The organism is Bordetella genomosp. 4 (assembly GCF_002261185.1).
In the GTDB taxonomy this organism is placed as follows: Bacteria; Pseudomonadota; Gammaproteobacteria; order Burkholderiales; family Burkholderiaceae_B; genus Bordetella_A.
On sequence record NZ_NEVQ01000017.1, the window covers coordinates 94,947 to 121,943 of the forward strand.

Annotated in this window: 26 protein-coding genes and 1 pseudogene; 9 read left to right on the plus strand and 18 right to left on the minus strand. The window is 59.3% G+C overall.

Annotated elements, in window-relative coordinates:
* Positions 1–13: 13 nt before the first annotated feature.
* Complete coding sequence (locus CAL20_RS17735; protein WP_094838532.1) at positions 14–706, minus strand: GntR family transcriptional regulator; 693 nt, start codon at positions 704–706, stop codon at positions 14–16.
* A gap of 80 nt (positions 707–786) precedes the next feature.
* On the opposite strand from CAL20_RS17735, the gene CAL20_RS17740 reads away from it, so the two are divergent.
* Positions 787–1,665, plus strand: a complete 879-nt coding sequence (locus CAL20_RS17740) for a spermidine synthase (RefSeq protein ID WP_094838533.1) — start codon at positions 787–789, stop codon at positions 1,663–1,665.
* Between the two features lie 66 nt (positions 1,666–1,731).
* Here the strand turns inward: CAL20_RS17740 and CAL20_RS17745 are convergent, their stop codons facing one another.
* The 7 genes from CAL20_RS17745 to CAL20_RS17775 all read right to left on the minus strand — a co-directional run bounded on the left by CAL20_RS17745 (position 1,732) and on the right by CAL20_RS17775 (position 8,190).
* Entirely contained in the window at positions 1,732–2,640 is a 909-nt protein-coding gene (locus CAL20_RS17745; protein ID WP_094838534.1) for an allantoinase PuuE, read from the minus strand.
* Positions 2,637–3,131: an ureidoglycolate lyase gene (locus CAL20_RS17750; protein ID WP_094822226.1), complete on the minus strand. Its 495-nt coding sequence runs from the start codon at positions 3,129–3,131 to the stop codon at positions 2,637–2,639. Before CAL20_RS17750 ends, CAL20_RS17745 begins: the two co-directional genes overlap by 4 nt.
* Positions 3,132–3,215: 84 nt before the next feature.
* Positions 3,216–4,040: an ABC transporter permease gene (locus tag CAL20_RS17755; protein WP_094838535.1), complete on the minus strand. Its 825-nt coding sequence runs from the start codon at positions 4,038–4,040 to the stop codon at positions 3,216–3,218.
* On the minus strand, positions 4,033–4,884 hold the full coding sequence (locus tag CAL20_RS17760) for an ABC transporter permease (protein ID WP_218830718.1): 852 nt from the start codon (positions 4,882–4,884) through the stop codon (positions 4,033–4,035). The genes CAL20_RS17755 and CAL20_RS17760 overlap by 8 nt, the downstream gene beginning before the upstream one ends.
* On the minus strand, positions 4,881–5,912 hold the full coding sequence (locus tag CAL20_RS17765) for an extracellular solute-binding protein (RefSeq protein ID WP_094822228.1): 1,032 nt from the start codon (positions 5,910–5,912) through the stop codon (positions 4,881–4,883). The genes CAL20_RS17760 and CAL20_RS17765 overlap by 4 nt, the downstream gene beginning before the upstream one ends.
* Positions 5,913–5,922: 10 nt before the next feature.
* Positions 5,923–7,008 (minus strand): ABC transporter ATP-binding protein, encoded by a 1,086-nt coding sequence (locus CAL20_RS17770; protein ID WP_094838536.1) that lies wholly within the window; start codon positions 7,006–7,008, stop codon positions 5,923–5,925.
* A gap of 285 nt (positions 7,009–7,293) precedes the next feature.
* Positions 7,294–8,190: a DMT family transporter gene (locus CAL20_RS17775; protein ID WP_094838537.1), complete on the minus strand. Its 897-nt coding sequence runs from the start codon at positions 8,188–8,190 to the stop codon at positions 7,294–7,296.
* Positions 8,191–8,381: 191 nt separating this feature from the next.
* Between CAL20_RS17775 and CAL20_RS17780 the strand changes: the two genes are divergently transcribed.
* The gene (locus tag CAL20_RS17780; RefSeq protein WP_094838538.1) at positions 8,382–9,305 is read left to right on the plus strand and encodes an MBL fold metallo-hydrolase; all 924 of its coding nucleotides are present in this window, start codon (positions 8,382–8,384) and stop codon (positions 9,303–9,305) included.
* Positions 9,306–9,364: 59 nt separating this feature from the next.
* Here CAL20_RS17780 and yddG read toward each other — a convergent pair whose 3' ends face one another.
* Entirely contained in the window at positions 9,365–10,276 is a 912-nt protein-coding gene (yddG, locus tag CAL20_RS17785) for an aromatic amino acid DMT transporter YddG (RefSeq protein ID WP_094838539.1), read from the minus strand.
* A 256-nt stretch (positions 10,277–10,532) separates the two neighbouring features.
* Here yddG and CAL20_RS17790 point away from each other — a divergent pair, with 256 nt between their 5' ends.
* Positions 10,533–12,035: an ABC transporter substrate-binding protein gene (locus CAL20_RS17790; protein WP_094838540.1), complete on the plus strand. Its 1,503-nt coding sequence runs from the start codon at positions 10,533–10,535 to the stop codon at positions 12,033–12,035.
* Positions 12,036–12,055: 20 nt separating this feature from the next.
* Positions 12,056–13,855 (plus strand): gamma-glutamyltransferase family protein, encoded by a 1,800-nt coding sequence (locus tag CAL20_RS17795; RefSeq protein ID WP_179266699.1) that lies wholly within the window; start codon positions 12,056–12,058, stop codon positions 13,853–13,855.
* Positions 13,856–13,879: 24 nt separating this feature from the next.
* Here CAL20_RS17795 and CAL20_RS17800 read toward each other — a convergent pair whose 3' ends face one another.
* The 4 genes from CAL20_RS17800 to CAL20_RS17815 form a co-directional block, all read right to left on the minus strand.
* The gene (locus CAL20_RS17800; RefSeq protein WP_094838542.1) at positions 13,880–14,794 is read right to left on the minus strand and encodes a PhzF family phenazine biosynthesis protein; all 915 of its coding nucleotides are present in this window, start codon (positions 14,792–14,794) and stop codon (positions 13,880–13,882) included.
* Between the two features lie 109 nt (positions 14,795–14,903).
* Positions 14,904–15,272, minus strand: coding sequence for an HVO_A0114 family putative DNA-binding protein (locus CAL20_RS17805; protein ID WP_094822236.1), 369 nt, complete (start codon positions 15,270–15,272; stop codon positions 14,904–14,906).
* Complete coding sequence (locus CAL20_RS25790; protein WP_256981618.1) at positions 15,262–15,528, minus strand: toxin-antitoxin system TumE family protein; 267 nt, start codon at positions 15,526–15,528, stop codon at positions 15,262–15,264. Before CAL20_RS25790 ends, CAL20_RS17805 begins: the two co-directional genes overlap by 11 nt.
* Positions 15,529–15,714: 186 nt before the next feature.
* Positions 15,715–16,419 (minus strand): GntR family transcriptional regulator, encoded by a 705-nt coding sequence (locus CAL20_RS17815; protein WP_094838610.1) that lies wholly within the window; start codon positions 16,417–16,419, stop codon positions 15,715–15,717.
* A 104-nt stretch (positions 16,420–16,523) separates the two neighbouring features.
* On the opposite strand from CAL20_RS17815, the gene araD reads away from it, so the two are divergent.
* The 4 genes from araD (at position 16,524) to CAL20_RS17835 (ending at position 21,022) form a co-directional block, all read left to right on the plus strand.
* A complete protein-coding gene (gene araD / locus CAL20_RS17820) occupies positions 16,524–18,257 on the plus strand; it encodes an L-arabinonate dehydratase (RefSeq protein ID WP_094838543.1) in 1,734 nt (577 codons plus the stop codon).
* Positions 18,258–18,360: 103 nt separating this feature from the next.
* Complete coding sequence (locus CAL20_RS17825; protein WP_094822239.1) at positions 18,361–19,080, plus strand: ribonuclease activity regulator RraA; 720 nt, start codon at positions 18,361–18,363, stop codon at positions 19,078–19,080.
* A gap of 262 nt (positions 19,081–19,342) precedes the next feature.
* Positions 19,343–20,332: a Bug family tripartite tricarboxylate transporter substrate binding protein gene (locus CAL20_RS17830; protein ID WP_094822240.1), complete on the plus strand. Its 990-nt coding sequence runs from the start codon at positions 19,343–19,345 to the stop codon at positions 20,330–20,332.
* Positions 20,333–20,533: 201 nt separating this feature from the next.
* Positions 20,534–21,022 carry a VOC family protein gene (locus tag CAL20_RS17835; protein WP_094822241.1) on the plus strand — a complete coding sequence of 163 codons (489 nt, stop codon included), beginning with the start codon at positions 20,534–20,536 and terminating at the stop codon, positions 21,020–21,022.
* A gap of 16 nt (positions 21,023–21,038) precedes the next feature.
* On the opposite strand, the gene CAL20_RS17840 is transcribed toward CAL20_RS17835, so the two are convergent.
* Both CAL20_RS17840 and CAL20_RS17845 read right to left on the minus strand, forming a co-directional pair.
* Entirely contained in the window at positions 21,039–21,875 is an 837-nt protein-coding gene (locus tag CAL20_RS17840; RefSeq protein WP_094838544.1) for a class II glutamine amidotransferase, read from the minus strand.
* 50 nt (positions 21,876–21,925) lie between these two features.
* Positions 21,926–22,348, minus strand: coding sequence for a VOC family protein (locus CAL20_RS17845; RefSeq protein WP_094822243.1), 423 nt, complete (start codon positions 22,346–22,348; stop codon positions 21,926–21,928).
* Between the two features lie 185 nt (positions 22,349–22,533).
* Here CAL20_RS17845 and CAL20_RS17850 point away from each other — a divergent pair, with 185 nt between their 5' ends.
* Entirely contained in the window at positions 22,534–23,580 is a 1,047-nt protein-coding gene (locus CAL20_RS17850; RefSeq protein WP_094838545.1) for an NADP(H)-dependent aldo-keto reductase, read from the plus strand.
* A 909-nt stretch (positions 23,581–24,489) separates the two neighbouring features.
* Here the strand turns inward: CAL20_RS17850 and CAL20_RS17855 are convergent.
* The 3 genes and pseudogenes from CAL20_RS17855 to CAL20_RS17865 all read right to left on the minus strand — a co-directional run.
* Positions 24,490–25,197, minus strand: a pseudogene (locus CAL20_RS17855) (haloacid dehalogenase type II); the annotation flags it as partial.
* 35 nt (positions 25,198–25,232) lie between these two features.
* Positions 25,233–25,994 carry an ABC transporter permease gene (locus CAL20_RS17860; protein WP_094822246.1) on the minus strand — a complete coding sequence of 254 codons (762 nt, stop codon included), beginning with the start codon at positions 25,992–25,994 and terminating at the stop codon, positions 25,233–25,235.
* 52 nt (positions 25,995–26,046) lie between these two features.
* Complete coding sequence (locus CAL20_RS17865; protein WP_094838547.1) at positions 26,047–26,967, minus strand: ABC transporter ATP-binding protein; 921 nt, start codon at positions 26,965–26,967, stop codon at positions 26,047–26,049.
* Positions 26,968–26,997 lie beyond the last annotated feature (30 nt).

Here is a 26,997-nt window from a genome sequence, read left to right on the forward strand (position 1 = left end):
GATAGGCCAGGCCTCAATTCGATCCGGGCTCGCGACGGCTCAAGTGTCGATTCGCCGCCAAATATGCATCACACGACGGCGCCAGATGCCCACGGCATACCCGAATCAGATCCTCCCGGCGTCCCTCTTCCAACGCCGCAATCATGGCCCAGTGTTCCAGGCGTGCACGCTCGCGATATGAGGCGTCCACCAGCGAACTGAAGCGAATCGCATGCGTCTGGCGTGCATATTCCTGAATCGCGCGCTGCAGCACGCTGTTATTGCAAAAACCGAACAAGGTCTCATGAAACCGCAGGTTGGTGTGAAACACCGCGCGTGGATCCTCATCGGCCACCGCCTGATCGTGTTCGCGTTGAATAGCCTTTAGCCGATCCAGAGCTTCGGCAGGCAACGGACACGGCAAAATGCGCGCCGCCTCGGCCTCCAGCAGCTCGCGCAGTTGATACAGTTCGACCACTTCCTGCACGGCGAATGCCCTGACCTCGCAGCCGATGTTCTTGCGCCGTTCGACGAGCCCACGCCGCGCCAACTCGGCCAGCACCTCCCGGGCGGCATGACGCTTGAGGGCAAATCGACGCATTAATTCGTCTTCGATCAGGCGCTCACGCGGATGCAGACTGCCCAGCACAATGTCTTCTTCGAGCTCACGCACGGCGGCGGAAATACCGGAACTCTCGATAGAGGCGTCAGGCAGCGAATCAGACATGGGATCAGAAAGTAAGAACGGCACGGCAAAAGTATAAACGCGAGATATGATGGACCCAAGCCCACCGCCCCTGGTTTCTCATGCCTCATATTCGCCCGCGCCTGATTTTCCCGCTTGCCATCGGCGCCATGGCGCTGCTGCTTGCGCTATCGATACAGGCCGAGCCCCGGCTGCTGCACAGCGAGCCATCGCCCTTTGGCAAGGTGCTGGTATTCGAAGACAACGGCGAACGATGCCTGAATTTCAACTCCATGACTGACCTGGGCCGGCAGACCTGCATGGATCTGCAGGAACCCGATGAGCTGGTGTTTTCTTATACGCGCATGATGATCAGCGCCCTGTTCGTCAATCCGGCACCGCGACGCATCCTCATCGTCGGCCTGGGCGGCGCCACACTGCAGAAAACGTTAGCCGCCCTCCTGCCCGACGCGATCATCGATACGGTGGAAATCGATCCCGCCATCGCGCGCGTCGCCGAGGACTACTTTGATTACCGGCCTGGCCCCAGGCAACGGCTGTTTGTACAGGATGGACGCGCTTATATCGAAAACGCCCATCGCACGGGACAACAGTACGACATGGTCATGCTGGATGCCTTTGATGTGGACTACGTCCCGGAACACCTGATGACGGTCGAGTTTCTGGAGCACGTCAAAGGCATTCTGAGCAAGGACGGTATTGTGGTTGCCAACACATTCACCAACAGCGATCTTTACGAACGCGAGTCGGCTACCTATGCCCATGTATTCGGACCGTTCTTTAACCTGCGGCAAGGCAACCGGGTCATCGTCGCTGCAGGTGAGACGCTGCCCGGCATGAACATCATCCAGTCCAATGCCAAGGCATGGAAGGACAAACTCGAACCCCTCTCTGTCGACGTCGCACAGGAACTGGACCGATACACACAGGCTCACAGCCCAGGAACCGCAAAGCCGCTGCGAGACGCGGCACGTCAGTAAACACGCCCGCATGATATGGGCCGATGCAGGAAATCAAATTCCCACATCCGGCCCGCGGTTCCGCACTCATCCTTGATAAGGATGTGTCCGGCGCCAATGCTCCGCGATATCGATGCGACGCGTTATCCAGACCCCTTCGCGGCGCATCACGTAGTCAAGGAACCGCTGCAATCCCACAGCCCTGGCTGGATGCCCCACCAGCCGCATATGCAGCCCCACAGACATCATTTTCGGGGATTTGGCGCCTTCGGCATACAGCATGTCGAAGGCATCCTTCAAAAAGCCAAACCATTGGTCTGAGGTACCCATCCAACCTGCGTACTTGCCATCGTTATTGGTCAGCGAGTACGGCACGATCAGCTGTGGCTTGCCCTCGACCACTTGCCACAGAGGCAACTCGTCGCCGTAATAGTCCGAGTCATATAAGAATCCGCCTTCCTCCATCAGGAGGCGTCGGGTGTTCACGCTCGGGCCATAGCGGCAGTACCATCCCAACGGGCGCGCGCCGATGGTCTTTTCCAGAGACGCTATCGCCAGTCGAATGTGCTCGCGCTCCTGCGCTTCGCTGAGCTCATAGTGTTTTACCCAACGCCAGCCATGACAGCACACGTCATAACCCATCTGCCTGATCTTGGCAGCAGCCAGGGGATTACGCTCGAGCGCCAGCGCGCAGCCAAACACTGTCATAGGCAGGCCGCGCTCCTCAAACAAGCGTACCAGTCGCCAGAAACCGACACGGCTGCCATACTCGAACATCCCTTCCGCAGCCAAATCCCGGCCATCTCCCATCTGGTTCAAGCCGTGCGCTTCGGTCAGCCCGGTTTCAGTGTGATGCTCTCCATCCTGGAAAGAGGGCTCGGAGCCCTCTTCGTAATTCATGACAAAATTCAGCGCCAACCGAGCCCCTGCGGGCCATTGAGGGTCAGGCGGATTTTCGCCATAGCCAATAAAATCGCGTGTGGGTTGCCATGTCATAGCGTGAATCGCTCCTGGTTGGGCAATACATTGAACGGTTCGACTTCGACGAAATCCTCATCGCCTTCGCCGCCAGTGGCCCACATGAACACGGCGAAACATGCTGGCCTACCAAAGACCGTCATACCGTGATGCCATGTATTGGCCCGATAGGTCACCCCTTGATCGCCCTTCGCCAAAAAGGCCCGCGCCTGCATCACGTCCGGCCCCCCATCGGGAAGATGAGGCGCGACGACAACGAGATACTGCTCCGCCTCGATCGGGATAAAAGTCTGCGACGAATACTCGTGGCGCTCCAGCATCGTAGCCTGCAGCGGCAACGCCGGACTGGGCTCACGCAACGACAAGGACAAACTCGGATTTGCTTCTTTTCGCAAATTCTCCAAGGCATCGTTGTAATACGTACGTCCCGCCGACGTGGGCAGAGTCAGCACATCACCGTAGGGCTCAAACGCCTCAACGGTCAAAGGTTCGACTTTTACGTTATGCATGATCCCCTTCTTGCTCTAAATATGAACGATAAACAGGACGCCATCTGACCCGACAACTCATACGACATCAGAAATACCTGTGGCTCATTGGCCTTGCAACCGTCGACTCAAGCCCGTCAGTCGCTCCATCACCAGCATCAGCACCAGAACGCTGACCGTCAACACGCCGGACACCGCCGCGACGCGCACATCCAATGTGGACTCCATCATTCCCCACATGCGGATAGGCAACATGTCGCTGCGAGGGCCGGACAAGAACAGCGAAACAGGCACGTTGTCGATCGACGCCATGAACGCCATGAACGTCCCGGCCGCCAAGCCGGGAAAAATGATAGGCAGCGTGATTCTGCGAAAGGTATAAAGCGGCCCCGCGCCCAGGCTGGCCGAACACTCCAGCAAACTCCCCTCCAACTGAACCAGGCTGGCGCTGGTCGTGCGCAATACGAACGGCACGATCATCACCGCATGCCCCACCGCCATCAATACCAACGACGGCCTCAACCCGATGGCTGTAAAAAACACCAATGCCGCCAAACCAAAAGCGATGCCGGGCAATATCAACGGCGACATGAAAAATGCGTCCAACGCACGAGCGCTGCGGCGGCTCGACCGGGCGAGCGCCAACGCCGCTGCGCCGCCAAACACGGCTGCCGCCATCGCCGACCAAGCCGCTACCATCAAGCTATTGCCCGCCGCTCGATGTATCGGCGCGGAAAGATCCGGATCAAACAAGCGCCGATACCAATCCAGCGATATACCCGAGGGCGGAAATCGCAATGTCTGGCTGTCAGTCAGTGAGGTCACCAGCACCACGATCACCGGCCCCACCAACACCATCAATGCCAGTCCTGCAACGCCGCCTATCACCGAGTAATAGCTCAAGTCGGAAAACGAGTTTCGTCTAGACATGCAAATACCTCGCACCACGGCGGCCCAACGCCGCAATCACAACAACGCAGAGCATGACCGAGGCCAACAACACAATGGACGCCACCGCGGCCAGAGGCCAGTTGTAGACCACCAGCGATTGCTGCCAAATCACCAAGGGCAAATAAACCAGGCGGTTGCCGCCGATGATGGATTGCGAGATAAATGCCGTGGCCGAGCTGGCAAAGACCAACGTACAACCGGCGACCAATCCTGGAATCGACAGCGGCAACACCACTTTGAACAACGTCCGCCAGCGTGATGCCCCCAGCGCCACAGAGGCATCAATCAAATTGCGGTCCATGCGAGCCATCACGCTGATCAGGGGCAACAACATCATCGGCATCTCGATCTGGGTCAGCGACAAGATCAATCCCAGCTCGGTCTGCAGCAGGCGCAACGGCGTGGGACTCAAGCCCAACGCCATGACGGCCTGATTGATGACGCCTTCATTTCCCAGAATGACGATCCAGGCAAAAGTGCGCACCACTACCGACAACAGCACCGGCATGATGATGATGAACAACATCAATCGCCGCCATCGTTCGTTGGACTGCATGTAGACCACCGCCAGGGGATAGCCTATCAACAACGTCGCGCAAACCGTCATGACGCCCAGCTTGAGCGTATCCAGCGTGACCTTCCAGTAAAAGCGATCCGCGAGGAATTTGGTCCAGGTCGCCACACCCAGCCGAGTCAGGCCATCGTCTTCGTACATGCTGGTGGCCGCCAGCATCAATAACGGCGCCGCGAAAAAGACCATGAAGGCGAGTGTCAGCGGCACTGCCAACGGCCAACGTCCCGGCGAAATGGCGGCATTGTTCAACGGGCGACTTCCCTGTTAAAGCGTTCAATCCATGCAGCACGCTGCGGATTGATCTGTGCCCAATCGTGTTGCACCATGTTCGACATCTCGGATAGGTTCTTGAGCGGCAGGGTATCGTCCAGTGTCACATCCGATGCGACAGGCGCCATGAAATAGGGCCCTTTCATCAACTCGGTCTGCACCGGCGCAGAGAGCACGGTGTCAATGTATTGATAGGCGTTGTCGACCTGTTCCGCACCTTTGGCAATGTGCATGGTCGTAAAAAACGTAATGACGCCGCTGGCCGGCCGCACGAACTCGATGTCAACGCCACGCGCTTTCAGTGTTCCGACCGTTTGCGTATTCGCATACATGATGTCGCACTGCCCCTGCTGGAACAGGCTGGGCATCGAGGCAGGCGCGCCGATGACCGCGATCTTGGGCAACACCTTTTTCAGTTCAGCGAAGAAGGGCTCTACGTCTATCCCTTTGGCGCCGAACGCTTTGGACATTTCCAGGATGGATACGGTGCCGAAGGTCGTCTGAAACCCGGTCAGCCCCAATCGCGACACGTAGGGGTCAGCGAATAAATCGGCCCAGTCGGCGGGCGGTTTATCGAATTTCTTGGGGTTATACGCGATCCCCACAAATTGCGCGGCGACCGTCACACCATATTCATCGGCCATACCCGGCTGCAGCTTCGAGGCGTTGCTTAAGCGAGAGGGATCGAATTTTTCAAACAGCCCAGCCTCGATGGCTGTCACACGCGGGCCGGGATCGAGCAGGAACGTGTCGAACAGCGGATTGCCGCGCGCCGCGCGCGCCTTGGCAATCTGGTCCACCGCATACAGCGGCTGCATTTCCAGCGTCACCCCATGCGTCTTCTGCAGCGCAGGCGCCACGATAGAACGATAAGCCTCTTCCCAAGAGCCTGGGTAGACCGCGCCGACCACGGAACCCTTGGCATGCGCAATGCGAGGCAGTATTGCCAACGCACTCAATGATGCAGCACCAGCCAGCAGTTGACGGCGAACGGGATCATGCTTCATAGCGTTTCCTTCAGTTGACGTTAGAGGGCGACGAAAAAATCGACGGCAGTGCATCTGGGCGCACGCCGCACCACGCCGCGCCCTGCGGGACGCGAACACCGCCCCTGCGCGTCGCGGAAATCTTGATAGCGACCTGATTTCGCGTCATCACTTGATGCACAACGCTAGGTCCCAACGGCAGGCTCAGCGTGACATCCACCGGCCAGCGCCCTGCCCCGTCCTGTTCATAGAGATTGAGATGCTCTGGCCGCAACGACACCATCACACGCTGATCCGCAGCAAAATCCCCCGTTGAAGGAACGACAATGCTGCCACCCGCGTCGAGCGCCACGCACACCCCCGCCCCGTCCATCGCCGACACCCGGCCCTCCAGCAAATTGGTGGTGCCGATGAAACTGTTCACGAACAAGGTATCGGGACGATCGTAAATGTCCACCGGCGTTCCCAGCTGCTCGACACGCCCCTGGTTCATGATCGCGATACGATCAGCCACGCTCATCGCTTCCTCTTGGTCATGCGTGACCAGGATGGCAGTCAACCCGAGCTGGCGCTGCAGGCGCTTGATCTCGATCTGCATATCCAATCGCAGATTCTTGTCGAGTGCACTGAAAGGCTCATCCAACAGGAGAATACGCGGCTCGGTTGCAATGGCGCGAGCCAGCGCGACGCGTTGCTGTTGTCCTCCCGACAACTGACGTGGGTAACGCTGCGCCATATGCGGCAGCTGCACCGCCTCCAGACACTCCTGAACGCGGCGCGCGACATCGACACGCCGACGGCCACGCGCATCCAGACCGTAGGCTACGTTCTGCGCCACAGTCATGTGCGGGAACAACGCATAGTTCTGAAACACGATACCGATATCGCGTCGATTCGGCTGCAGATCGTCAATCGATCTGCCGTCCACCCGGACCTTGCCCTGTGTCTGCTTGACAAAGCCTGCCACGATGCGCAGCAACGTGGTTTTGCCACACCCCGATGGCCCCAGCAGCGCTAGCACTTCTCCCGGCTCGACTGAAAGATCAACCTGGTCAACGGCCAGAAAACCGCCATATCGATGACTTACGGATTCAATGTCCAACGAGTGCTTGTTCATCGTGTGCGTACACCGTCCTCTTCATGTTTCCGCGTGCGCGGTAGACCATCGAGCCTAGGAACCCTATGCAAGGTTCGTGCCAACTCGTGGCAACACAAAAACGAAAACGGCGATGAACATGCTGACGGCCGCATGAATACTGGCCATTAGCCCGACATGAATACCTGCTGGGATACCGGAATTGCGCCAGGGAATGGGCCTGGAATCACCCTCACTGCGCCAACAGGGCGAACGGCTGCTGCCCTGCCTTGGTGCAGGGGACTTCAATCTGGTGCGAAGGAAACCTCAGGCGCGTCGCGGTTTGGCAGGTCTCGTTTCCCGCCACGCAATGTACAGGCCGCTGCCGACAATAAACGCTGCGCCGAGATAGTCGGGCAACTCGGGAACGTCCTGCCACACAAACCAGCCGAGCAGCGATGCCCACAGCAGGCCTGTGTAATCAAATGGCGCGACCACCGAGGCCGGGCCGATGCGAAACCCTTGGGTAATAAAGGTCAGGCCCAACGTGCTGAACAGCGCAATGCCTGCAAAATAAGGCCAGTGCGACCACTCCGGCGGCGTCCAGAATGCGGGAACAGCGACTGCGCTACAGACCAACTGGCCCAGCACGATATACAGCATCGTCGTCAGCATGCTCTCGGCCGCGCCTATCGCTCTGGCCGTCAACATCATGACGGCATACAGAGCGGCAGTCGCCAGCGGCAAGAGCGCCGCCATCTGAAAACTTGCGGCGCCGGGCCGTACGATAACCAGTACACCGGCAAACCCGGCCGCCACTGCCAGCCAGCGCCGCCCGTCCACGGGCTCCTTTAGCACAAGCACAGATAGCGCGGTCACAAACAGCGGTGCCGAAAACGCGATGGCCGTAGCCTCCGCCAAAGGCAATGACTGCAGGCCCAGATAGAACATCGATGCCGAAATGATATTGAGCGCCCCACGCACCAGGTGCAGCCCAGGATGACGCGTACGCAAGGCTCGCCGCCCGCCCAGCGCCAGGACCAGCACCAAGACCACCGGCAATGCGATCGACGCACGCAGGAACAGAATCTGCACTGGGCTGTAGTATTCCCCCACCCATTTGGCCAGCGCATCGCTGCACGTCAGGAACAGGATCCCTGCAGATACACAGGCGATACCGGCTAATGGCGTAGCGTTGGACGAAGGACGGGGAGAGAACGGCATGGAGACTGCTCTGAATTATGGTGACAAAACCCCATGATAGGGCAAGCACGCGGAATAAGGCTTGCCGCGCCGCGAAAATCCGCCCTGTCGGCCGGCCAGCTATTGCCCGCCGCGAAGAGCAGATAGCCACGCATACAGATACAATCCCTGTATACGTCCAGTACAGTTGAATTCAATCGGCAGATATTGCTATGGATACCGCACAGGATATCGCGATCTCGATCGTGCAACGCACGCTACGCGGCGAGTTGCAGCGGCCGGACGTGCATACTTTTTTCGACCCCGACACCTTTACTGCCAGCCACATCGTGCGCGACCCCGGCGGCAATGCCTGCGCCATCATCGACAGTGTCCTGGATTTCGACTATGCCAGCGGCCGCACGGCCGAAACTTCGGCAATGCGGATGGCTGCCCATGTCCAGGAACACCATCTGCAAACGCAGTGGGTGCTGGAGACCCACGCCCACGCTGACCACCTTTCCGCGGCGCCGCTGTTGATTGAACAGTTGGGCGGGAGGCTGGCCATCGGCAAACACATCACCACCGTCCAGAATGTCTTTGGAAAGATCTTCAACGCCGGCACCGAATTTGCTCGTGATGGCCGGCAGTTCGACCGATTATTCGAGGACGGAGATCAATTCCAGATCGGCGAGCTACAGGGAATCGCCCTGCATGTGCCCGGCCATACTCCTGCGTGCATGGCCTATGTGATTGGCGACACGGTGTTCACGGGCGATACGCTGTTCATGCCGGATTACGGCACGGCACGCTGCGATTTTCCAGGTGGCGACGCAACGACGCTCTATCGATCCATTCAGCGCTTATTGGCGTTGCCGGACGCCACACGGGTATTTGTCTGTCACGATTACAAGGCCCCGGGACGCGATGAGTATGCCTGGGAAACCACGATCGCCGATCAACGTCGCGCCAATATCCATGTGCATGCGGGCGTTGACGAACAGACATTTGTAGCAATGCGCGAAAAGCGCGACGCCACGCTGTCCATGCCCAAGCTCATTATCCCGTCTATTCAGGTCAACATGTGTGCAGGACGGTTGCCCGAACCGGAAGACAATGGGGTGAGGTATCTGAAGCTGCCACTGAATACGCTGTGACGGACGGCCTGCACTGCCGCCCCACGTGCCAGTGAACGCAGCCAACGCGCCTGAGGACGCTAGAAATCAAGATTCCCGCGGTGGCTGTTTTTCTTGCGACGAGTGGATATCCAACACAGGATGGAGCCTGCACACACCATTGCGGCGCCTTGCCAGAATGATAGCGGCAGCGTAGTGCTGAGGATCAATGCCGACAGGACTGCCGACAGCACCGGCACAAAATATGACGCACCGGCCAGGATCGTGACATGGCCGTGCAGGATACCGATGTTCCATGCTGCGTAGCCAAAGCCCATGGCAGCGCCGGCCAAGACCAGGTAAAGCAGCGCGTGCGTATCGAGGTTCATCTGCCCGCCGCCCCCGATCAGGTATTTGATCCAGAGCACCAATGCGGTGAGAATGAAAAACAGCGTGATGCCGTTGGCTCCTTTGGCAATACGCGCGGTGATCGTGCAATAAGCTGCCCAGATGAGGGCGCCGGCAAAAGCCAGGCCATAGCTCAACGGGTTGTCCTGGACGTTGAACAGCATGCTCTCCAGATTCAGCCCTTCATCGCCGCCCAATACCCGGCAAATACCGAATATTGCCAACGCGAGGCCAGGCATGATCAGCCAACTGGCGCGATGCTTGTTGACCACAATAGCGGCCAACATCGTCAAACTGGGCCATAGATAGTTGACCATGCTCGCCTCGATCGCTTGGCGGCTGTTGTTCGCATACCCGATCGATAGTGAAAAGCACAGCTCATAGGCTACAAACAGAATGCTGCCCCACACCAGGTAGCGCCGCGGAAACGAAGCGAGTCGTTTCAATCCCACGCTGAGCAAGAGAAAAACCGAAGCGACTGAATAAATCGCGGCGGCCCCGCCTGTCGCCCCCAGGTTTTCGCTGACTCCCCGAATCAACCCGACCACCGCGCTCCATAGCAGGATGGCACCCACTCCAATCAGGGTGGCCTTGTTTTTGGTCATGCGTGATCCCACGCGGGTCGATTCCATCGGGCTGACAATCTGTTGTCGTGAAAAGTGTCAATGATACCTACCGGCCCGTGGCACAGCGTCAAACAAACTGACGATATCGAGACGAGCCGGATCGCCAATCGACCTGCGGGAAATGCCTGGCCGAAGGAGCAGCAGTAGAATCGATTGATCGGCGGCGCCACCGGCGGCTAATGCCCTCCGACGGATGCGCCGTTCCCCGTTTGCGATCACGACTAAAGGACCTTCCATGCGCAGTCTCTGCCTCGCCCTCGCTGCAGCTGGCCTCTTTGCCAGCGCCGCTGCCACCGCCCAATCCACGATGCGTATCGGCCTGCAAGACGATCCCGATGTGCTGGATCCCGTCCACGCCCGCACCTTTGTTGGCCGCATTGTATTTGCCTCGCTCTGCGACAAGCTGGTGGATATCTCGCCCGACCTGAAAATCGTGCCGCAGTTGGCCGAGTCGTGGAAAACCAGCGACGACGGTTTGACGCTGACGTTCACGTTGCGCGAAAACGCCTTTTATCACGATGGCGCACCCATCGACGCCGCGTCGGTCAAGGCGAATCTGGATCGTGCCATGACGCTGCCCGATAGCAACCGCAAAAGCGAGCTCATCTCGGTCGCCAGCGTGGACGCCCCGGATGCCCGCACTGTTGTATTGCATCTGAAAGAACGCGACGCATCGCTGCTGTCGCAGCTCTCTGACCGAGCCGGCATGATGCTGTCGCCCGCCACTTTCGATAAAGAACCGGGCCGTCATCCCGTGTGCTCGGGGCCCTACAAGTTCAAGGAACGCGTGCAGAACGATCGTATCGTACTGGACCGCTTTGACAAGTATTGGGACAAGGACCACTACCATTTCGATCAGGTCGTCTTCACGCCCATGCCCGACACCACGGTGCGCTTGAACAACCTGCGCGCAGGCGGCCTGGACATCATTGAGCGGGTTGCGCCCAGTGACGCCGAGGCCGTGAAATCGGACTCGAATCTGCGATTGGCCCCCGTCACCGGCCTGGGTTATCAGGCTATCTCGGTCAACATCGCGAACGGCCCCCGTGCCGACAACCCGTTGGCCAAAGACAAGCGCGTACGCCAGGCGCTGGATTTGGCGATTGACCGCGACGTGATCAACCAAGTGGTGGGCGAGGGTATGTTCCAACCTGCTTATCAACCCTTTCCGCCGGCCAGCTTTGCCTATGACAAAAGCGTAGAGCGCACCGGACGCGACCCAAAGAAAGCGCAAGAGCTGCTCAAGCAAGCCGGCTACGATCGCGTCAAGTTCGAATTGACCTTTGGCAATAACACCACTATGCAGCAGGTGTTTGAGCTGGTGCAGGCGATGGGCTCCGAGGCCGGTTTTGATATTTCGCTGAAGCCTCTGGAGTTCGCATCGCTGCAATCGGCACTGCCTCAAGGCGATTTTCAAGTGGGCCAGACAGGCTGGTCGGGCCGCGTTGATCCCAGCGGCAATATTTACCAGTACATCACGTGCAAGGGCACGTTGAACGATGGCAAGTACTGCGACGCCGATATGGACAAATTGATGAACGAAGCGCGCAGCATTGCCGACGAATCAAAACGCCGCGAGCTCTATGCGCAAGCCATGCAGAAGATGCAGGAAGACGATCCTCGTATCTATCTGTTCTATCTGCCCTGGATTTTCGGCACGCAAGCCAAGGTCCAAGGCTTTGTGCCCTACCCTGACGGCCTCATCCGCCTGAAGGACGTGACGGTGGCGGCAAAATGAGTATCGACTCCGGATATCGCATGTTCACCACGCGCCCCGAGATTCTGGGCACGTTTGGTGTCGTGACCTCGACTCACTGGCTGGCCAGCAGTGCTGGCATGGCGTTGCTGGAACGCGGCGGCAACGCGTTTGATGCGGCCGTGGCGGCTGGCTTTGTGCTGCAGGTCGTGGAACCGCACCTGGTAGGCCCGGCGGGTGAAGTGCCGGTGATTTTTCACTCGGTACGCACCGGCCGCACCGAGGTCTTGTGTGGCCAGGGCCCGACGCCAGCGGGCGCAACGCTGGAACACTACCGATCGCTCGGGCTGAACTTGATCCCCGGCAACGGCCTACTGCCCGCCGTCATCCCCGGCGCGTTTGATGCCTGGATGCTGATGCTGCGCGATCACGGCACGTTACGCGTACGCGATGTGCTCGAGCCGGCGATCTATTACGCCGAGCAAGGCCATCCGTTGATGCCGCGCATCGCCAACACCATTGCAAAGCTCAAGGATTTTTTTACCGCGCACTGGCCCACCACCGCGCAGGTCTATCTGCCTGGCGGCAACGTGCCTGAGGCCCGCAAACTGTTTCGTAACCCGCGCCTGGCGCAAACCTGGCGCCGCGTATTGCGCGAGGCCGAAGCCGCCGGCAATGACCGCGAGCGTCAGATCGACGCGGCACGGGACGCGTTTTATCGCGGCTTTGTAGCCGAGGCCATTGACCAATATGCCCGCAATAACGAGGTCATGGACGAGAGCGGCACGCCGCATCGCGGTGTCTTGACCGCGCAGGATATGGCCGGCTGGTCGGCGAGCTACGATACGCCGGCCACCTATGACTATCATGGCTATACCGTTGCGAAAGCAGGCGTATGGAGCCAAGGCCCCGTCTTCCTGCAAACCCTGGCATTGCTCAAGGGGCTGGACCTGCGCCAGGCGGGGCCGAACGGCGCGGAATTCATTCATCACGTTACCGAGGCCATGAAGCTGGCGTTTGCCGATCGCGAAGCCTATTACGGCGACCCATCTTTTGTCGATGTGCCCTTGGCGCATTTGCTGTCGGATGCCTATAACGACGAACGCCGCGTCTTGATTGGAGCGATGGCATCGCACGATCTGCAGCCCGGCCGCGTGCCCGGCTTCGATGCGCAGGTAGATCGGGTCATGGACGTCTTGTCGCGCCTGTCCAAGATCACACCCGTGGGCGCTCCGAGCAGCGAACCTACGCTGGCCGACATGCGCGCCTCGGTCAAGCGCGGCGACACCACCCATGTCGATGTGATCGACCGCTGGGGCAACATGGTGTCGGCAACGCCATCAGGCGGATGGTTCCAATCATCGCCCGTGATTCCGGAACTGGGATTCCCGCTCAATACGCGCGCGCAGATGTTCTGGCTGGAACCCGGCCTGCCTGGCACACTGGCCCCTGGAAAACGGCCACGCACGACGCTAACGCCATCGCTGGCCCTGCGCGACGGCAAGCCCTACATGGTGTTCGGCACACCTGGCGGCGACCAGCAAGAGCAGTGGCAATTGCTGCTGTTCTTGCGCCATGTCCATCATGGGCTGAATCTGCAGGAAGCCATCGACCAACCTATGTCGCACACGATGCACTTTCCGTCGTCGTTTTATCCGCGTGACCGCAAGCCGGGGCATCTGGCCGTAGAAACCTCGTTTGGCGCAGAGGTCATCGCAGATTTACGCGCCCGCGGGCACGTCATCGAAGAAGAACCTGAGTGGTCCACGGGACGCCTGACGGCTGCGACCCGGGACGAGGACGGTTTGCTGCATGCAGCGGCGACGGCCAGGCTGATGCAGGCGTATGCAGTAGGGAGATAGCGGCGGGCCGGACAGGCAGATACCTTATCGGGCCAATGGAGGGAGCAAGCTGCCCTCCATCACCACCACCGCCTGCCCCGCAACATTCGCCCATATACCATCAGGGCGGTGCTCAGCACGCGCGAGCAATAAACTCGCGCGTCCCATATCCACCCCTTGCCCCACGCGCAACCGCAATGTGCCGTCGCCACGCAATGACGCCCGCAATGCCGTTGCCGCGACGGTCGCGCTGCCCGTGGCGGGGTCTTCCGTCATGCGGCCCGTGAACATACGCGCCTGTATATCTGTGGGGCTATCAATCGTATCTGCAGCAGTGTCCGTCGTGTAGGCATAGATGGATTTCGCGCCATCCAAGGGCAACAAGGCCGCATACTCGTTCGCATCCGGCACGATGCGGCGCAACGCATCACGGCTGGCAAGCTGAGCAATCAAAAAAGGCGCTCCCACCGATGCCACCTGAGGAACGTGCTCGGACACCTCGATATCTGAGACATTCAGCCTCAACGCACGTGCTACAGATTCGACCGGCACCTTGCTGCCCAGCGATAAAGGTTGTGGCGCCAACAGCTCCGCACCATCGATACCCTGCTCGCCGCGCGCGAGCGAAATCCGCACCAGCCCTGCGATTTCCTCAAACACGAATTCATCCGGCACAACACGGCCGGCGATAGCCAGCTCGCGAGCCAGGACCACCGCTGTGCCAATGTTCGGATGCCCAGCAAACGGCATTTCTCGATCAGGCGTGAAAATCCTGACCCAAGCCGTATTCGCAGGATCCTTTGGCGGCAGGACAAAACTGGTTTCTGAATAATTGAATTCCCGAGCGATGATCTGCATTTGCTCGGTACTCAGGCCCTCGGCGTCCAACACAACGGCCAAAGGATTGCCGCAATAAGCCTGGCTGGTAAAAACATCGGCGGTAACGTAACGGTAGCGCATGCAATTTCTCGTGTGATTGATGCGAGACAGTATATGGGAGCGGGCTACGCCGAGACAGACACAGAATGGATAGATTTAGACCATAACAGCGACACAGCATCAAGCAGGATTACGCTGCCCGCCGCATTAAATGCATATCCACATGAATATCAACGTAAGGACAAAACAAAGCCCCTAGCTCCGTACGTTCTAACAATCCAAGCGCTACAAGAGCACTTGCATCCTCATGCACACGCTTCACGTCTCGCCCTAGACGGCGAGCCAACTCACGTACACCGACCACTCCCTCACCCAGCAACTCCGTAATCAATGCCCACCGTCTCTCTGTTAAATGAGAAAAGAACGCACCCGCGCTCTCAAAGTTCAACACCTCACCCTGATAACGCTTTTCCCGGAGCCCAGCCTTGGCCTGGGCCGCAGCGCCGCGCAATGCGGCCTTCCAATCCGAGTCGATAGTGATAGTTAGTTTACGACCCATGGTGCCTCTCATTCTTGTAGCGTTCGACATGTGCAAGAAAATCCTCGACCAACTGATCAATACTCACAAAATCATAAGGAATTTCTCGGCCGCATAAGTGGCAATGGTCACCCTTACCGCGCTCATTATCAAATCCAACGACGCGTTCATTATTGGCGATGTAAACGAGCCTGTACTTGACTGTATGCAGACAGGGCGCGACAGGACGAGGTACCTGCCACACTACGATTTGAATGATAGCCCCATCATCATCCACAGACTTGAAATCAATGATAAGTTGTGATGCCTTGTTGTCAATCAAGCCAACAACCGAAAATGTTGTCAATTACGCCAACAGCGGTACTGTTGGCAAAGCAACACTCCATCACAAATGTGGCAACGGGCTGCCAAACACTAGAAAATCAGACTGACAGCGTCGTGATCGCGCCGCAGCCCACGGCCGCTACCTCACCGTCACATAATCCGGATAGCGTGCGCAGATATCCTCGATCTGACTCAGCGTGCCTGACAGATGCTCGCGCAATGCCGCCTGTGCGCCAGTGACATCCTGGTGGGCAATGGCATCCAATATGCGTTGATGATCGCGCAGGATGCGATCGGCTTTGCCGGCTTCGGGTAGATGCAGGCGGCGCAGGCGATCGACGTGGCCGCTATAGCGTTGCTCCAGTTCCCACAATGCCCCTACGCCGGCGGCCTGGTGCATATCCTGGTGAAACGCCTGGTCCGCGGCCATGAAAGCGGGATAGCGCTCAGCGACACGATTGGCATGCTGGACGTCGATGTGTGCCTGTAGTCGGTCAATCAACGCAGGATCCTCGCGTGTCGCGAGTACGCGCACGATTTCCAGCTCGAGGGACAGCCGTAAAAAATGCGCCTGCCGAGCAGCAGCGATATCGATACGGCTGACAGCCGTTGTGTGCTGCGGATAAATGTCCACCAGCCCTTCATCGCGCAATTGACTGAGCGCATCGCGAATCGGCGTCTGGCTCAACCCGAATGCCTCGGCCAGCTCGACGCGCGCCAGCGGCGCGCCCGGCTTTAACTCCATCGACACAATGAGTTCGCGCAGCTTTTCGAACACCTGCGGCGCCGCATGGCGGGAACGGTCCAGGCGCAGATCGATGGGCAGCGTTGACGATCGGGTCATAGGCGAAAAAAGGAAAGATGGCCGGATTGTACCGGTCGGTTGATTCATTGACGCACTAATATATTAGTGTTTTAATCGCCAAAACAGCAAGGGAGACCTAACTCATGACCCGCTCTTACGAAGACCTGCGCAGTGCGCGCTGGATGGCGCACGACGATCTGCGCTCGTTTGGCCATCGCTCGCGCATGATGCAAATGGGCTATGGCCCGCAGGACTGGGCCGGCCGTCCGATCATCGCCATCATCAATACCTGGTCGGACCTGAACCCCTGTCACAGCCATTTCAAGCAGCGCGTCGACGACGTCAAGCGCGGCATTTTCCAGGCGGGCGGTTTCCCGGTCGAACTGCCGGCGATTTCCGTATCGGAATCGTTCGTCAAGCCGACCACCATGCTGTATCGCAATTTCCTGGCGATGGAAACCGAAGAACTGCTGCGCAGCCATCCGGTAGACGGCGCCGTGCTGATGGGCGGCTGTGATAAATCCACCCCTGGTCTGCTGATGGGCGCGTTCAGCGCCAACCTACCCTGTGTCTATCTGCCTGCCGGCCCGATGCTGCGCGGCAACTGGAAAGGCAAGATCCTGGGTTCCGGCTCCGACGCCTGGAAACTGTGGGACGAGCGCCGTGCCGGCAACATCACCAAGGAGGACTGGACCGAAGTCGAAGGCGGTATCGCGCGCAGCTACGGGACCTGCATGACGATGGGCACGGCCAGCACGATGACGGCGATTGCCGAAGCGATCGGAATGACCTTGCCGGGCGCCTCGTCGATCCCCGCCGCCGACGTGAACCACATGCGTATGTCGGCCGAATGCGGCCGCCGCGTGGTGGAAATGGTGTGGGAAGACCAGACGCCGCAGAAAATCCTCTCGGTGGCCTCGTTCAAGAACGCCATCAACGTGGCCATGGCCATGGGCTGCTCGACCAACGCGATCGTGCACTTGGTCGCCATGTCGCGCCGTGCGGGTTGCGCCGTCGGTCTGGACGATTTTGACGCCGCCAGCCGCAAGGTCCCGGTGATCGCCAACATCCGTCCCAGCGGCGACAAATATTTGATGGAAGACTTCTACTACGCGGGCGGCCTGCCCGGCCTGATGACGCGGCTGGCGAAAGACCACCTGGACCTGTCCGCGATGACGGTCTCTGGGCGGACGCTCGGTGAAAACCTGGAGGGTGCCGGCGTCTATAACGACGACGTGATTCGTCCACTGGATAACGCCATCTATGACGAAGGCGCGCTCGCCGTCCTCAAAGGCAACCTGGCCCCCGACGGCTGCGTGATCAAGCCCAGCGCCTGCGCCCCGCAATTCCTGCAGCATACCGGCCCGGCATTGGTGTTCGACGACTACCCCAGCATGAAGGCCGCCGTGGACGACGAGAACCTGGACGTCACCGCCGATCACATCATGATCCTGCGCAATGCCGGCCCGCAAGGCGGCCCGGGCATGCCGGAATGGGGCATGCTGCCGATCCCGACCAAGCTCGTCAAACAGGGCGTGCGCGACATGCTGCGTCTGTCCGATGCCCGCATGAGCGGCACCAGCTATGGCGCGTGTATTCTGCATGCGGCGCCGGAATCCTACATCGGCGGTCCCTTGGCCCTGGTACGCACGGGCGACCTGATCACGGTGGACGTGCCGAACCGCACGATTCATCTGAACATCAGCGATGAGGAAATGGCAGCGCGCCGCGCAGCCTGGACGCCTCCGCCCAAGCGTTACGAGCGTGGCTACGGCTGGATGTATTCCAAACACATCCTGCAGGCCAATGAAGGCTGCGATTTTGATTTCCTGGAAACGAGCTTTGGCGAACCGGTGCCCGAGCCCAGTATTTTCTGATTTTGCCCGCGCCAGCTGTTGAGGTCGGTTGGATCCATCGCAACGGCCTCACAGCTCTCGCGCCCGACCTTATAAGCCTGACCTGATAACTTTAGAGACATCAATGACCACCCTATCCGATACCACCCGCAGCATCCTGCAGGGCGTCAGCACCGCCACCTTGTGCACCGCGCTTTTCAAGCGTGGCCTGCGCAATCAATTCATCCAGGACGTGCGTCCGCTGAACCCCAAGCTGCCCAACATGGTCGGCCCGGCCTTCACGCTGCGCTACATCCCTGCGCGCGAAGACCTGAACACCATCAAAGTGTTTGAAGACCGCGGCCATCCGCAACGCGTGGCCGTGGAAACCTGCCCCGCGGGTGCGGTGATGGTGATCGATAGCCGCAAAGACGCGCGCGCCGCCTCGGCAGGCTCTATCCTGGTGACGCGCCTCATGAAACGCGGCGTAGCGGGAGTAGTTACCGATGGCGGTTTCCGCGATTCGCCCGAGATCGCCAATCTGGAGATCCCCGCCTATCACAACCGCCCATCTGCCCCGACGAACCTGACGCTGCACCAAGCCCTGGACATTAATGTGCCCATCGGCTGCGGCGACGTAGCCGTGTTCCCTGGCGACATCGTGGTCGGTGACGGCGAAGGCGTGGTCATCATCCCCGCGGACATTGCCGACGACATCGCTAAGGAAGCCCACGAAATGACGGCGTTCGAAGATTTCGTCACCAGCGAAGTCCAAGGCGGCCGCAGCATCCTGGGCCTGTACCCGCCCACCGATCCGCAAACTCGCGAACAATTCGCCGCCTGGCGCGCGAAAAACGGGCGCTGAAACCCGTCGTCGGCCTGCTGATTGTTGAATTGCGATGACGACCGGCAGGCCGCAGCAAGGCCCGTCAATGCCCTGCCCGCAGCAGTAACAATAAAAGCCTCACGCCACGCCGTCCCCCATTCCCAAGAGACCCGGCACAGGCAGCGACAAGCAGCAGCATTGACCTAGTAAGCACGCAGTATCCCCGCCGATCACTCGGCCAGTGCCTGTCATTTCCTCGACGGCACCCACGCTCGTCCTATAAAACCATACGGAGACAACCATGAACCTCACCCGACGCCGTCATCTGGTGTTAACACTGTCCGCTGCTGCCCTGGCGACTTGCGGTCTGCCCGCGCAAGCCGCGGACTGGCCGACCGAGAAACCGATTTCGTATGTCGTACCCTTTACCGTGGGCGGCTCCACCGATGTGGTGGGCCGCCTGTTGGCGCAGAAGCTCGCCGAGCGCTTGAAACAGAACGTGGTCGTGGAAAACAAGCCCGGCGCGGCAGGCGGCATCGGCGCGAGCTACGTAGCCAAGGCCACGCCCGACGGCTACACCCTGTTTGGCGGCACCATCAGCACCCACGCCATCAACGCCAGCCTGTACAAAAATCTGCGCTACGACCCGGTCAAAGACTTTGAGCCGGTATCGCTGGTCGCCACGTTGCCCAACGTGTTGCTGGTGGATCCCAATCTGGGCGTGAATTCCGTCGCGGATCTGATCGCACTGCTCAAACGCGATCCGACCAAGCGGACCTTTGCCTCGTCCGGACAAGGCACGTCGACCCATCTGGCCGGCGAACTGTTCGCAGACACGATTGGCGTGCCGCTCACCCATGTGCCCTATAAGGGTACCCCGCCTGCCATGGTGGATGTATCCGCGGGCGCGGTGACTTTCATGTTCGACCAGATGACGGCCGCCCTGCCCTTGCTGCAGAACGGCAAGCTCAAACTGCTGGCCGTGACAACGCCAAAACGCATCGCGCTGGCCCCCGATACGCCCACCATGGAAGAAGCCGGCGTAAAAGGATTCCAGATGGCGTCATGGCAGGCGGTGTACGCCCCCAAAGGCACGCCCAAGCCGATCGTCGACCGCCTGTCCCAGGAAATCGCCACCATCCTGAAAGAACCCGATGTCCAGGAAAAACTGGGTAAAACCATGGGGATGGAATTGGTAGGCAGCAGCCCGGAAGCCCTGCGCGATCTGATGGCGGCGGAAATCCCGCGCTGGGCGGAGGTGGTCAAAAAATCAGGCGCCAGTGTCGATTAACCGGACGCTCACGCCATCTCTCAAGCCGTGGCTTTGGCGCCCGGGGATACATCCGGGTGTTATAGGCCACCCGCCCCCTTTCGGCCCCGCCAGCGGCAATCGGATAAAAAAAGTCACTTCGTTTGTCGATCTGGATGTCTATCATTCGTCGTAGGGATAGAACCCTGCCAATCCGGCAGGGGCACCTTTCAGGAGCCCGCCATGGCCACTGTCAAGCCCATACCCGAAGACATGCATACCGTGACCCCTCACCTGATTTGCGAGGGGGCAGCCGAAGCCATCGCCTTTTACGTCAAGGCTTTCAATGCGGTCGAACTTGCCCGCCTGCCGGGCCCTGACGGCAGAATCATGCACGCGATGATACAAATCGGAGACTCCAAAATCATGCTGGCCGACGCGTTTTCCGAATGCGGCGCCATGAGCCCCAAAGGGCTGAAGGACTCGCCGGTATATCTGCATATCTACGTCGAAGACGTCGATGCCGCCATGGCGCAAGCCGAGGCCGCCGGCGCAAAGATCACCATGCCGGCGATGGATATGTTCTGGGGAGACCGTTACGGACAGCTGACGGATCCCGTCGGACACCGCTGGTCGATGGCGACACATAAACAGGATCTGACGCCGGAACAGATCCAGGAGGCAATGCGCGCAGCGTTTTCCGAAATGAACAAGAATCAGGTTCCGGTCTGATTCGATGGTTCGCCGCCTACAGGCCTCCCGGCACAAAGGGGAAATACTGTACGTCCCCTTTGTGCGCGATGATTGCTGTGGCCTCGGGGACTTCTTGCCAGACGCCGGGCAGTTCAGTCAACGGCTCGGATAGCAGCATATAGGTGTCGTCTCCGAGTGCAGCAATGCGAGGCTCGTCGGGATACAGCTGTTTCAGATGACGCACATCGTTGTTGTGAAACAAGGTGCGCGAGTTGGCCTCGCTCGAATAGCGCACGGCGATCAGGCGCTCTCCATCCAGCGCGCAGATGGTCATATTCAAAGGATGCTCCACACCGTGCCGGTGGCCCGCGTCCTCCACCGTGGCGGCCATACGCTCCAACGCAGGCAGCGGGTCGGTTTCCAGACCGAACGTCAGCGCCAGCAAGAACATGACCTCGGAATCCGTCGATCCCTCCAACGAGAGGAAATAGCGCGGATCCACCTGCATCAGCAGTTCGCGCCGCAGCAAGGGATAATCCCGGATCGATCCATTGTGCACAAACAACCAGCGGTCATGACGAAACGGATGGCAGTTGGTTTCTTGTGCGGGTGTATCTGTCGCGGCACGAATATGCGCGACAAATAATGGTGCCCTGATCGCGCGCGCAGCCTCTCGCAGATTGCGATCGTTCCAGGCGGGATGAATACTGCGATAGCGAAACGGAGCCTCGTTCGGGTCCGGACCATACCAACCCACGCCAAAGCCGTCTCCATTCGTCGTGGTCGCCCCTAGACGCGAGTGCAGACTCTGGTCGATCAGCGAATGCTGCGCCTTGAAAATCACCAGATCCAGTTGCAAGGGATCACCGGAATACGCCATCCAGCGGCACATAGCCATGCTCCTGCGGGTTGCTAGTGGAGCAGTTATAGCAGCAAACAGGCTCAGTCCTGCGGCAGGAACTCCGGATTCCAGACGACTTCCCACAGATGGCCATCCGGGTCTTGAAAATACCCTGCATATCCGCCCCAGAAGGTATCGCCGGCGGCCTTGACGATCTGAGCGCCCGCCTCGCGAGCTTGCTGCATGACCTGGTCGACTTCTGCCTTGTTGGCAACGTTATGGGCCAACGAAAACTCTGTCGCGCTGCGAGGCCCCTGTGGCACCTGCGTGTCGTGCGCCAGGCTGGCACGAGGCCATAGCGCCAACTTCAGACCGGGCTGCATATCAAAAAACGCGACGGCGCCGTGTTCGAATTCCGTGCCGATAATGCCCGGCGTCTCGAGTCCCAGACCATCGCGATAAAACTGTATCGCACGATCCAGATCGTCCACGCCCAAAGTGATAAAACTCACGCGAGGTTTCATTAATACTCCTGAAGTATGCTGGCCGGCAATCGCGGCGATGCGCATCGATCGATGCAAGGGGCTCTCCGTCACGCTGGCGCGTTTCCCCTGCCGGAGGGCATTTGCTCATGCTCTCCTATTTAATCACTCATTCAGCTCCGAGGAGTAACATCGACGCGTTTCCCTTCCTCACTCGGAGCCCTCTCTTGAAATACCGCAAACTTGGCCGCACCGATACCGAAGTCAGTCTGATTGGCCTGGGCACGATGACCTGGGGCGAGCAGAACAGCGAAGCCGAAGCGCACGAGCAACTGGACTACGCCCTCTCTCGCGGCGTCACGCTCGTCGACACCGCCGAGATGTATCCCGTACCGCCCAAGCCCGAAACCCAGGGCCGGACTGAAACTTATATCGGCACCTGGCTGGCCAAAACGAAACGCCGCCAGGACATTGTGCTGGCCAGCAAGGCAGCCGGCCCGGTCCGTGATCCGAAACGCCCGGGACACATTCGCAACGGCAAGACCAACCTGGATCGCAAGAACCTGACCGAGGCCCTGGACGCCAGCCTGAAACGCCTGCAGACGGACTATCTGGATCTGTATCAACTGCACTGGCCCGATCGCACCACGGCGACGTTCGGCCGCGACTATCCGTGGATCGACGACGATTACACCGTGCCGGTCCAAGAAACACTAGAGGTCCTGCAGGATTTCGTGCGCGCGGGCAAAGTCCGTCACATCGGCGTATCAAACGAAACGCCGTGGGGCGTCGCACAGTTTCTAAAGCATTCCGAGAACCAGGGCTTGCCCCGCATCGCCACGATCCAGAACCCGTACAGCCTGCTGAATCGCACCTACGAAACAGGCCTGTCCGAATTCAGTCACCTCGAACAAGTCAGCCTGCTGGCCTATTCACCGTTGGCGATGGGCGTGCTCTCGGGCAAATACTTGAACGGCGCTCGCCCCGAAGGCGCCCGGCTCACGCTGTTCACGCGTTTTACGCGCTACAGCAATCCGCAGACCGAAGCAGCGACCGAGCAATACGTGAAACTGGCGCGTGACCACGGCCTATCGCCCACGCATCTGGCGCTGGCCTGGGTGAATCAGCAACGTTCTGTCGCCAGCAACTTGATCGGCGCGACGACGTTGGAGCAGCTCAAGGAAAACATCGACAGCGTCGATGTGACGCTGTCCGACGATATCCTCAAAGCCATCGACGCGATTCACGTGCAGCATCCTAATCCTGCGCCGTAAATCGATCGGGAGAGCAGCGTCCGGTTATCGTGCTGATACCGGGTGCCGCTCGGCTTAGATCGTCAGAGGTTTGGGTTGTGTGAGGTCGGTGTGCTTATTGGACGTCGAGCCGAGGCCATCGGGCCGTGAGGGCTTCACAAAGCCGGTCCGGCGCGCGGGCGCCGGACACCGTGTTCGCTCGCTTCGTCCGGCCCCTTCGGGCCTCCCTTCAGCCTCCGCTCCACTCGGCTTTGAGGCGCCCTCACGGCCCGATGGCCTCGGCTCGACTCGCAGTCACTCAAGCTCAACACACCGCTGGCTCGACTTTCTTGCTTGGCGTTTTTTTGTAGCCCTGTTGGCAAAGAGAAAGATCTTGCAGGGCTGCTATTCGCGCGTGCCCTGCACACGCGCGAATAGCGATCGGTCCGGGCATGCGGCGGGGTGGGAGGGTGCCAAGTTGGAAGATCTGCTTGGTTAGAGATGATGCATGCGACGCTGATGCGCAGTTCATCTCTAGGTATAACGAAATCGTAGCTCGAGAGATCTTCTGTTCATCTCCGATGCCAAAACCTTCGCATGCAGATCACGAACGCTATTCATTGGCGCGCCCGTAGGCGCCAATGAATAGCAGCCCCGCAAGATCTTCATCCTTGCAAACGCCAGTTCCTACGAAGCCTACGAAGACCAGTCGTGCCAGCGACGGAGGGAATCAGAGATTCTGCGAGTCGAGGCGGGGCAGTGACCGTGTTGGCGCGCCTCGGAGGCGAGCGAGGGAAACCGAAGGAGCGTAGCGACGAGGTTGACAAAGCGGTGTCGGCCGCGCAGGCGGCAGACCGACTCCGTGAAGCGCCAACACGGTCACTGCCCCGCCTCGACGTCCAATAGAACTCCGCCCCCAGCTCCCCGCAACGCAAAGTTCAGACCTAGAGCTCAGGCCAACAATCGATCGGCCAGCTGTCCGAAATCGTCAGCCACCGCATCCCAGTCCTGCTCGGCCGCCAGATCCGTCTTCTGATCCGGCCCATGCTCGGTCGGACGACGCACGAATGCCGTTTTCAAACCGCACTGACGCGCCGCGGCAAGATCGTTGTTGTGCGCGGCGACCAGGCACATCTGGTCGGGCGCCAGACCCAACACATCGGCGGTGCGCAGGTAGGCTTCAGGCGTAGGCTTGTAGGCCTGCGCGACCTCTGCGCCCAGAATCGCATCCCATGGCAGGCCGGCGCGTTTCGCCATATCCAGCATCAGCCGGATATTGCCGTTCGATAGCGGTGCAATGATGTAGCGCGTTTTCAGGCGCGTCAGGCCCGCCACCGAATCGGGCCACGGATCCAGGCGATGCCAGGCGAGATTCAACGCGTCCAACTCTGCGGGCGGAATCTCGTCAGGGTTCACACCCAATTCGCGCAGCGCCTTTTCCAGATTCTCGCGATGCAACACATCCAGGCGTACAAACGGCCGCTGACCGCTGCGCACGGCCTCCATGGAGGGCGAGTATTGGCGACGCCATGCGTCTGCCAACGCGAGGGGTTGTACGTCCCCACGCCCATACTTCGCTAAAAACGGTCCGGCCTCGCGCGCCACGCCATTGCGCCAATCCACCACCGTACCAAAAACGTCAAACACCAATGCTTGAACCTTGTCCCAACCCATGATGTGCCGCCTCCTGTGAATTACGTTTTCAAACGATACCCCGTCAGGAATATCCATCGCACCGCGATCAAACAGACGATCAGGAACACCACCGTCATCCCCAGACTGATGGCAACGCTGACATCCGATACGCCGTAAAAACTCCAGCGGAAACCGCTGACGAGATAAACGACGGGATTGAACAGGCTCAAAGTCTGCCAGATAGGCGGCAGCATGTTGATGGAATAAAACGTGCCGCCCAGGAACGTCAGCGGCGTGATGATCATCAGCGGAATGATCTGCAGCTTTTCAAAGCCGTCGGCCCAGATGCCGATGATGAAACCAAACAAGCTGAAGGTCACCGATGTCAGGATCAGAAACCCTATCATCCAGAATGGATGCTGGATATGGAACTCGACAAACAAACGCGCGACCGCCAGCGTGATCAGTCCCAAAATGACAGATTTGCTCGCGGCCGCGCCCACGTATCCGATCACGATCTCGATGTAGGAAATCGGCGCAGAATGGATTTCATAGATCGTGCCGGAAAAGCGCGGCATATAAATACCGAACGAGGCATTGGCCACGCTCTGCGTCAGCAGCGACAGCATGATCATGCCCGGCACGATAAACGCCCCATAGCTGACACCCTCGATCTCGACCATATGCGAGCCGATCGCCGAGCCGAACACGACGAAGTACAGCGCGGTGGATACCACAGGCGATGCCACACTCTGCATCAGAGTGCGGCGCGCGCGGGCCATTTCAAATAAATAGATGGCTCGAATAGCGTAGAAATTCATTGTTTACCTCGAATAACCTCGGCGTTCATGGGCGGCGAGAAAAACACCGACATCAAGCGTTCACCAAGCTCACAAAGATGTCTTCCAGAGAGCTTTCGGATGAACTCAGATCGGTAAACTCGATTCCGGACTCATCCAATTGGCGCAGCAAACGGGCGATCTCTCCGCCTTCGTGCTGATTGTCGTAGGTATAGACCAGTTGATAGCCATCGCCGATGAGATCCAGGCCGTAGGCCGCGAGTGCCGCGGGAACGGACGGTAACGCGTTTTTCAGCGTCAAGGTCAATTGCCGCTTGCCCAGTTTTTTCATCAGCTTTTGAGTTTCCTCGACCACGATGATCTCGCCTTTGCGGATCACGCCGACGCGGTCGGCCATTTCCTGGGCTTCTTCAATGTAGTGCGTGGTCAGGATGATGGTGACGCCGCTCTCTCGCAGGCGTCGCACCATGTCCCACATGCCTCGGCGCAATTCCACGTCGACACCGGCCGTCGGCTCATCCAAAAACAGGATATCGGGCTCGTGCGACAGCGCTTTGGCGATCATCACGCGACGCTTCATGCCGCCTGACAGCGCCATGATGCGCGTATCCTTTTTTTCCCACAGAGAAAGATCGCGCAGGATCTTCTCGATATAGTCGGGATTCGCCGGCTTGCCGAACAGGCCACGGCTGAAGGTCACCGTATTCCAGACGTTTTCAAACGCGTCAGTCGAAATTTCCTGCGGTACGAGCCCGATGCGCGCACGCGCCGCACGATAGTCGGTCACAATGTCGTGGCCATCGGCCAGCACACGCCCCTGCCCCGGCGTCACGATGCCGCATAGGATGCTGATCAGCGTGGTCTTGCCCGCGCCATTGGGCCCCAACAGGGCGAATATCTCGCCCCGCTGGATGTCCAGGTTGATGTTTTTCAAGGCCTGATGCCCTGACGCGTAGGTCTTGGATAGGCCTTGTACGGAAATGACGGGTTGCACGCGGACCTCTATATGGCGTTTGACCCGGTC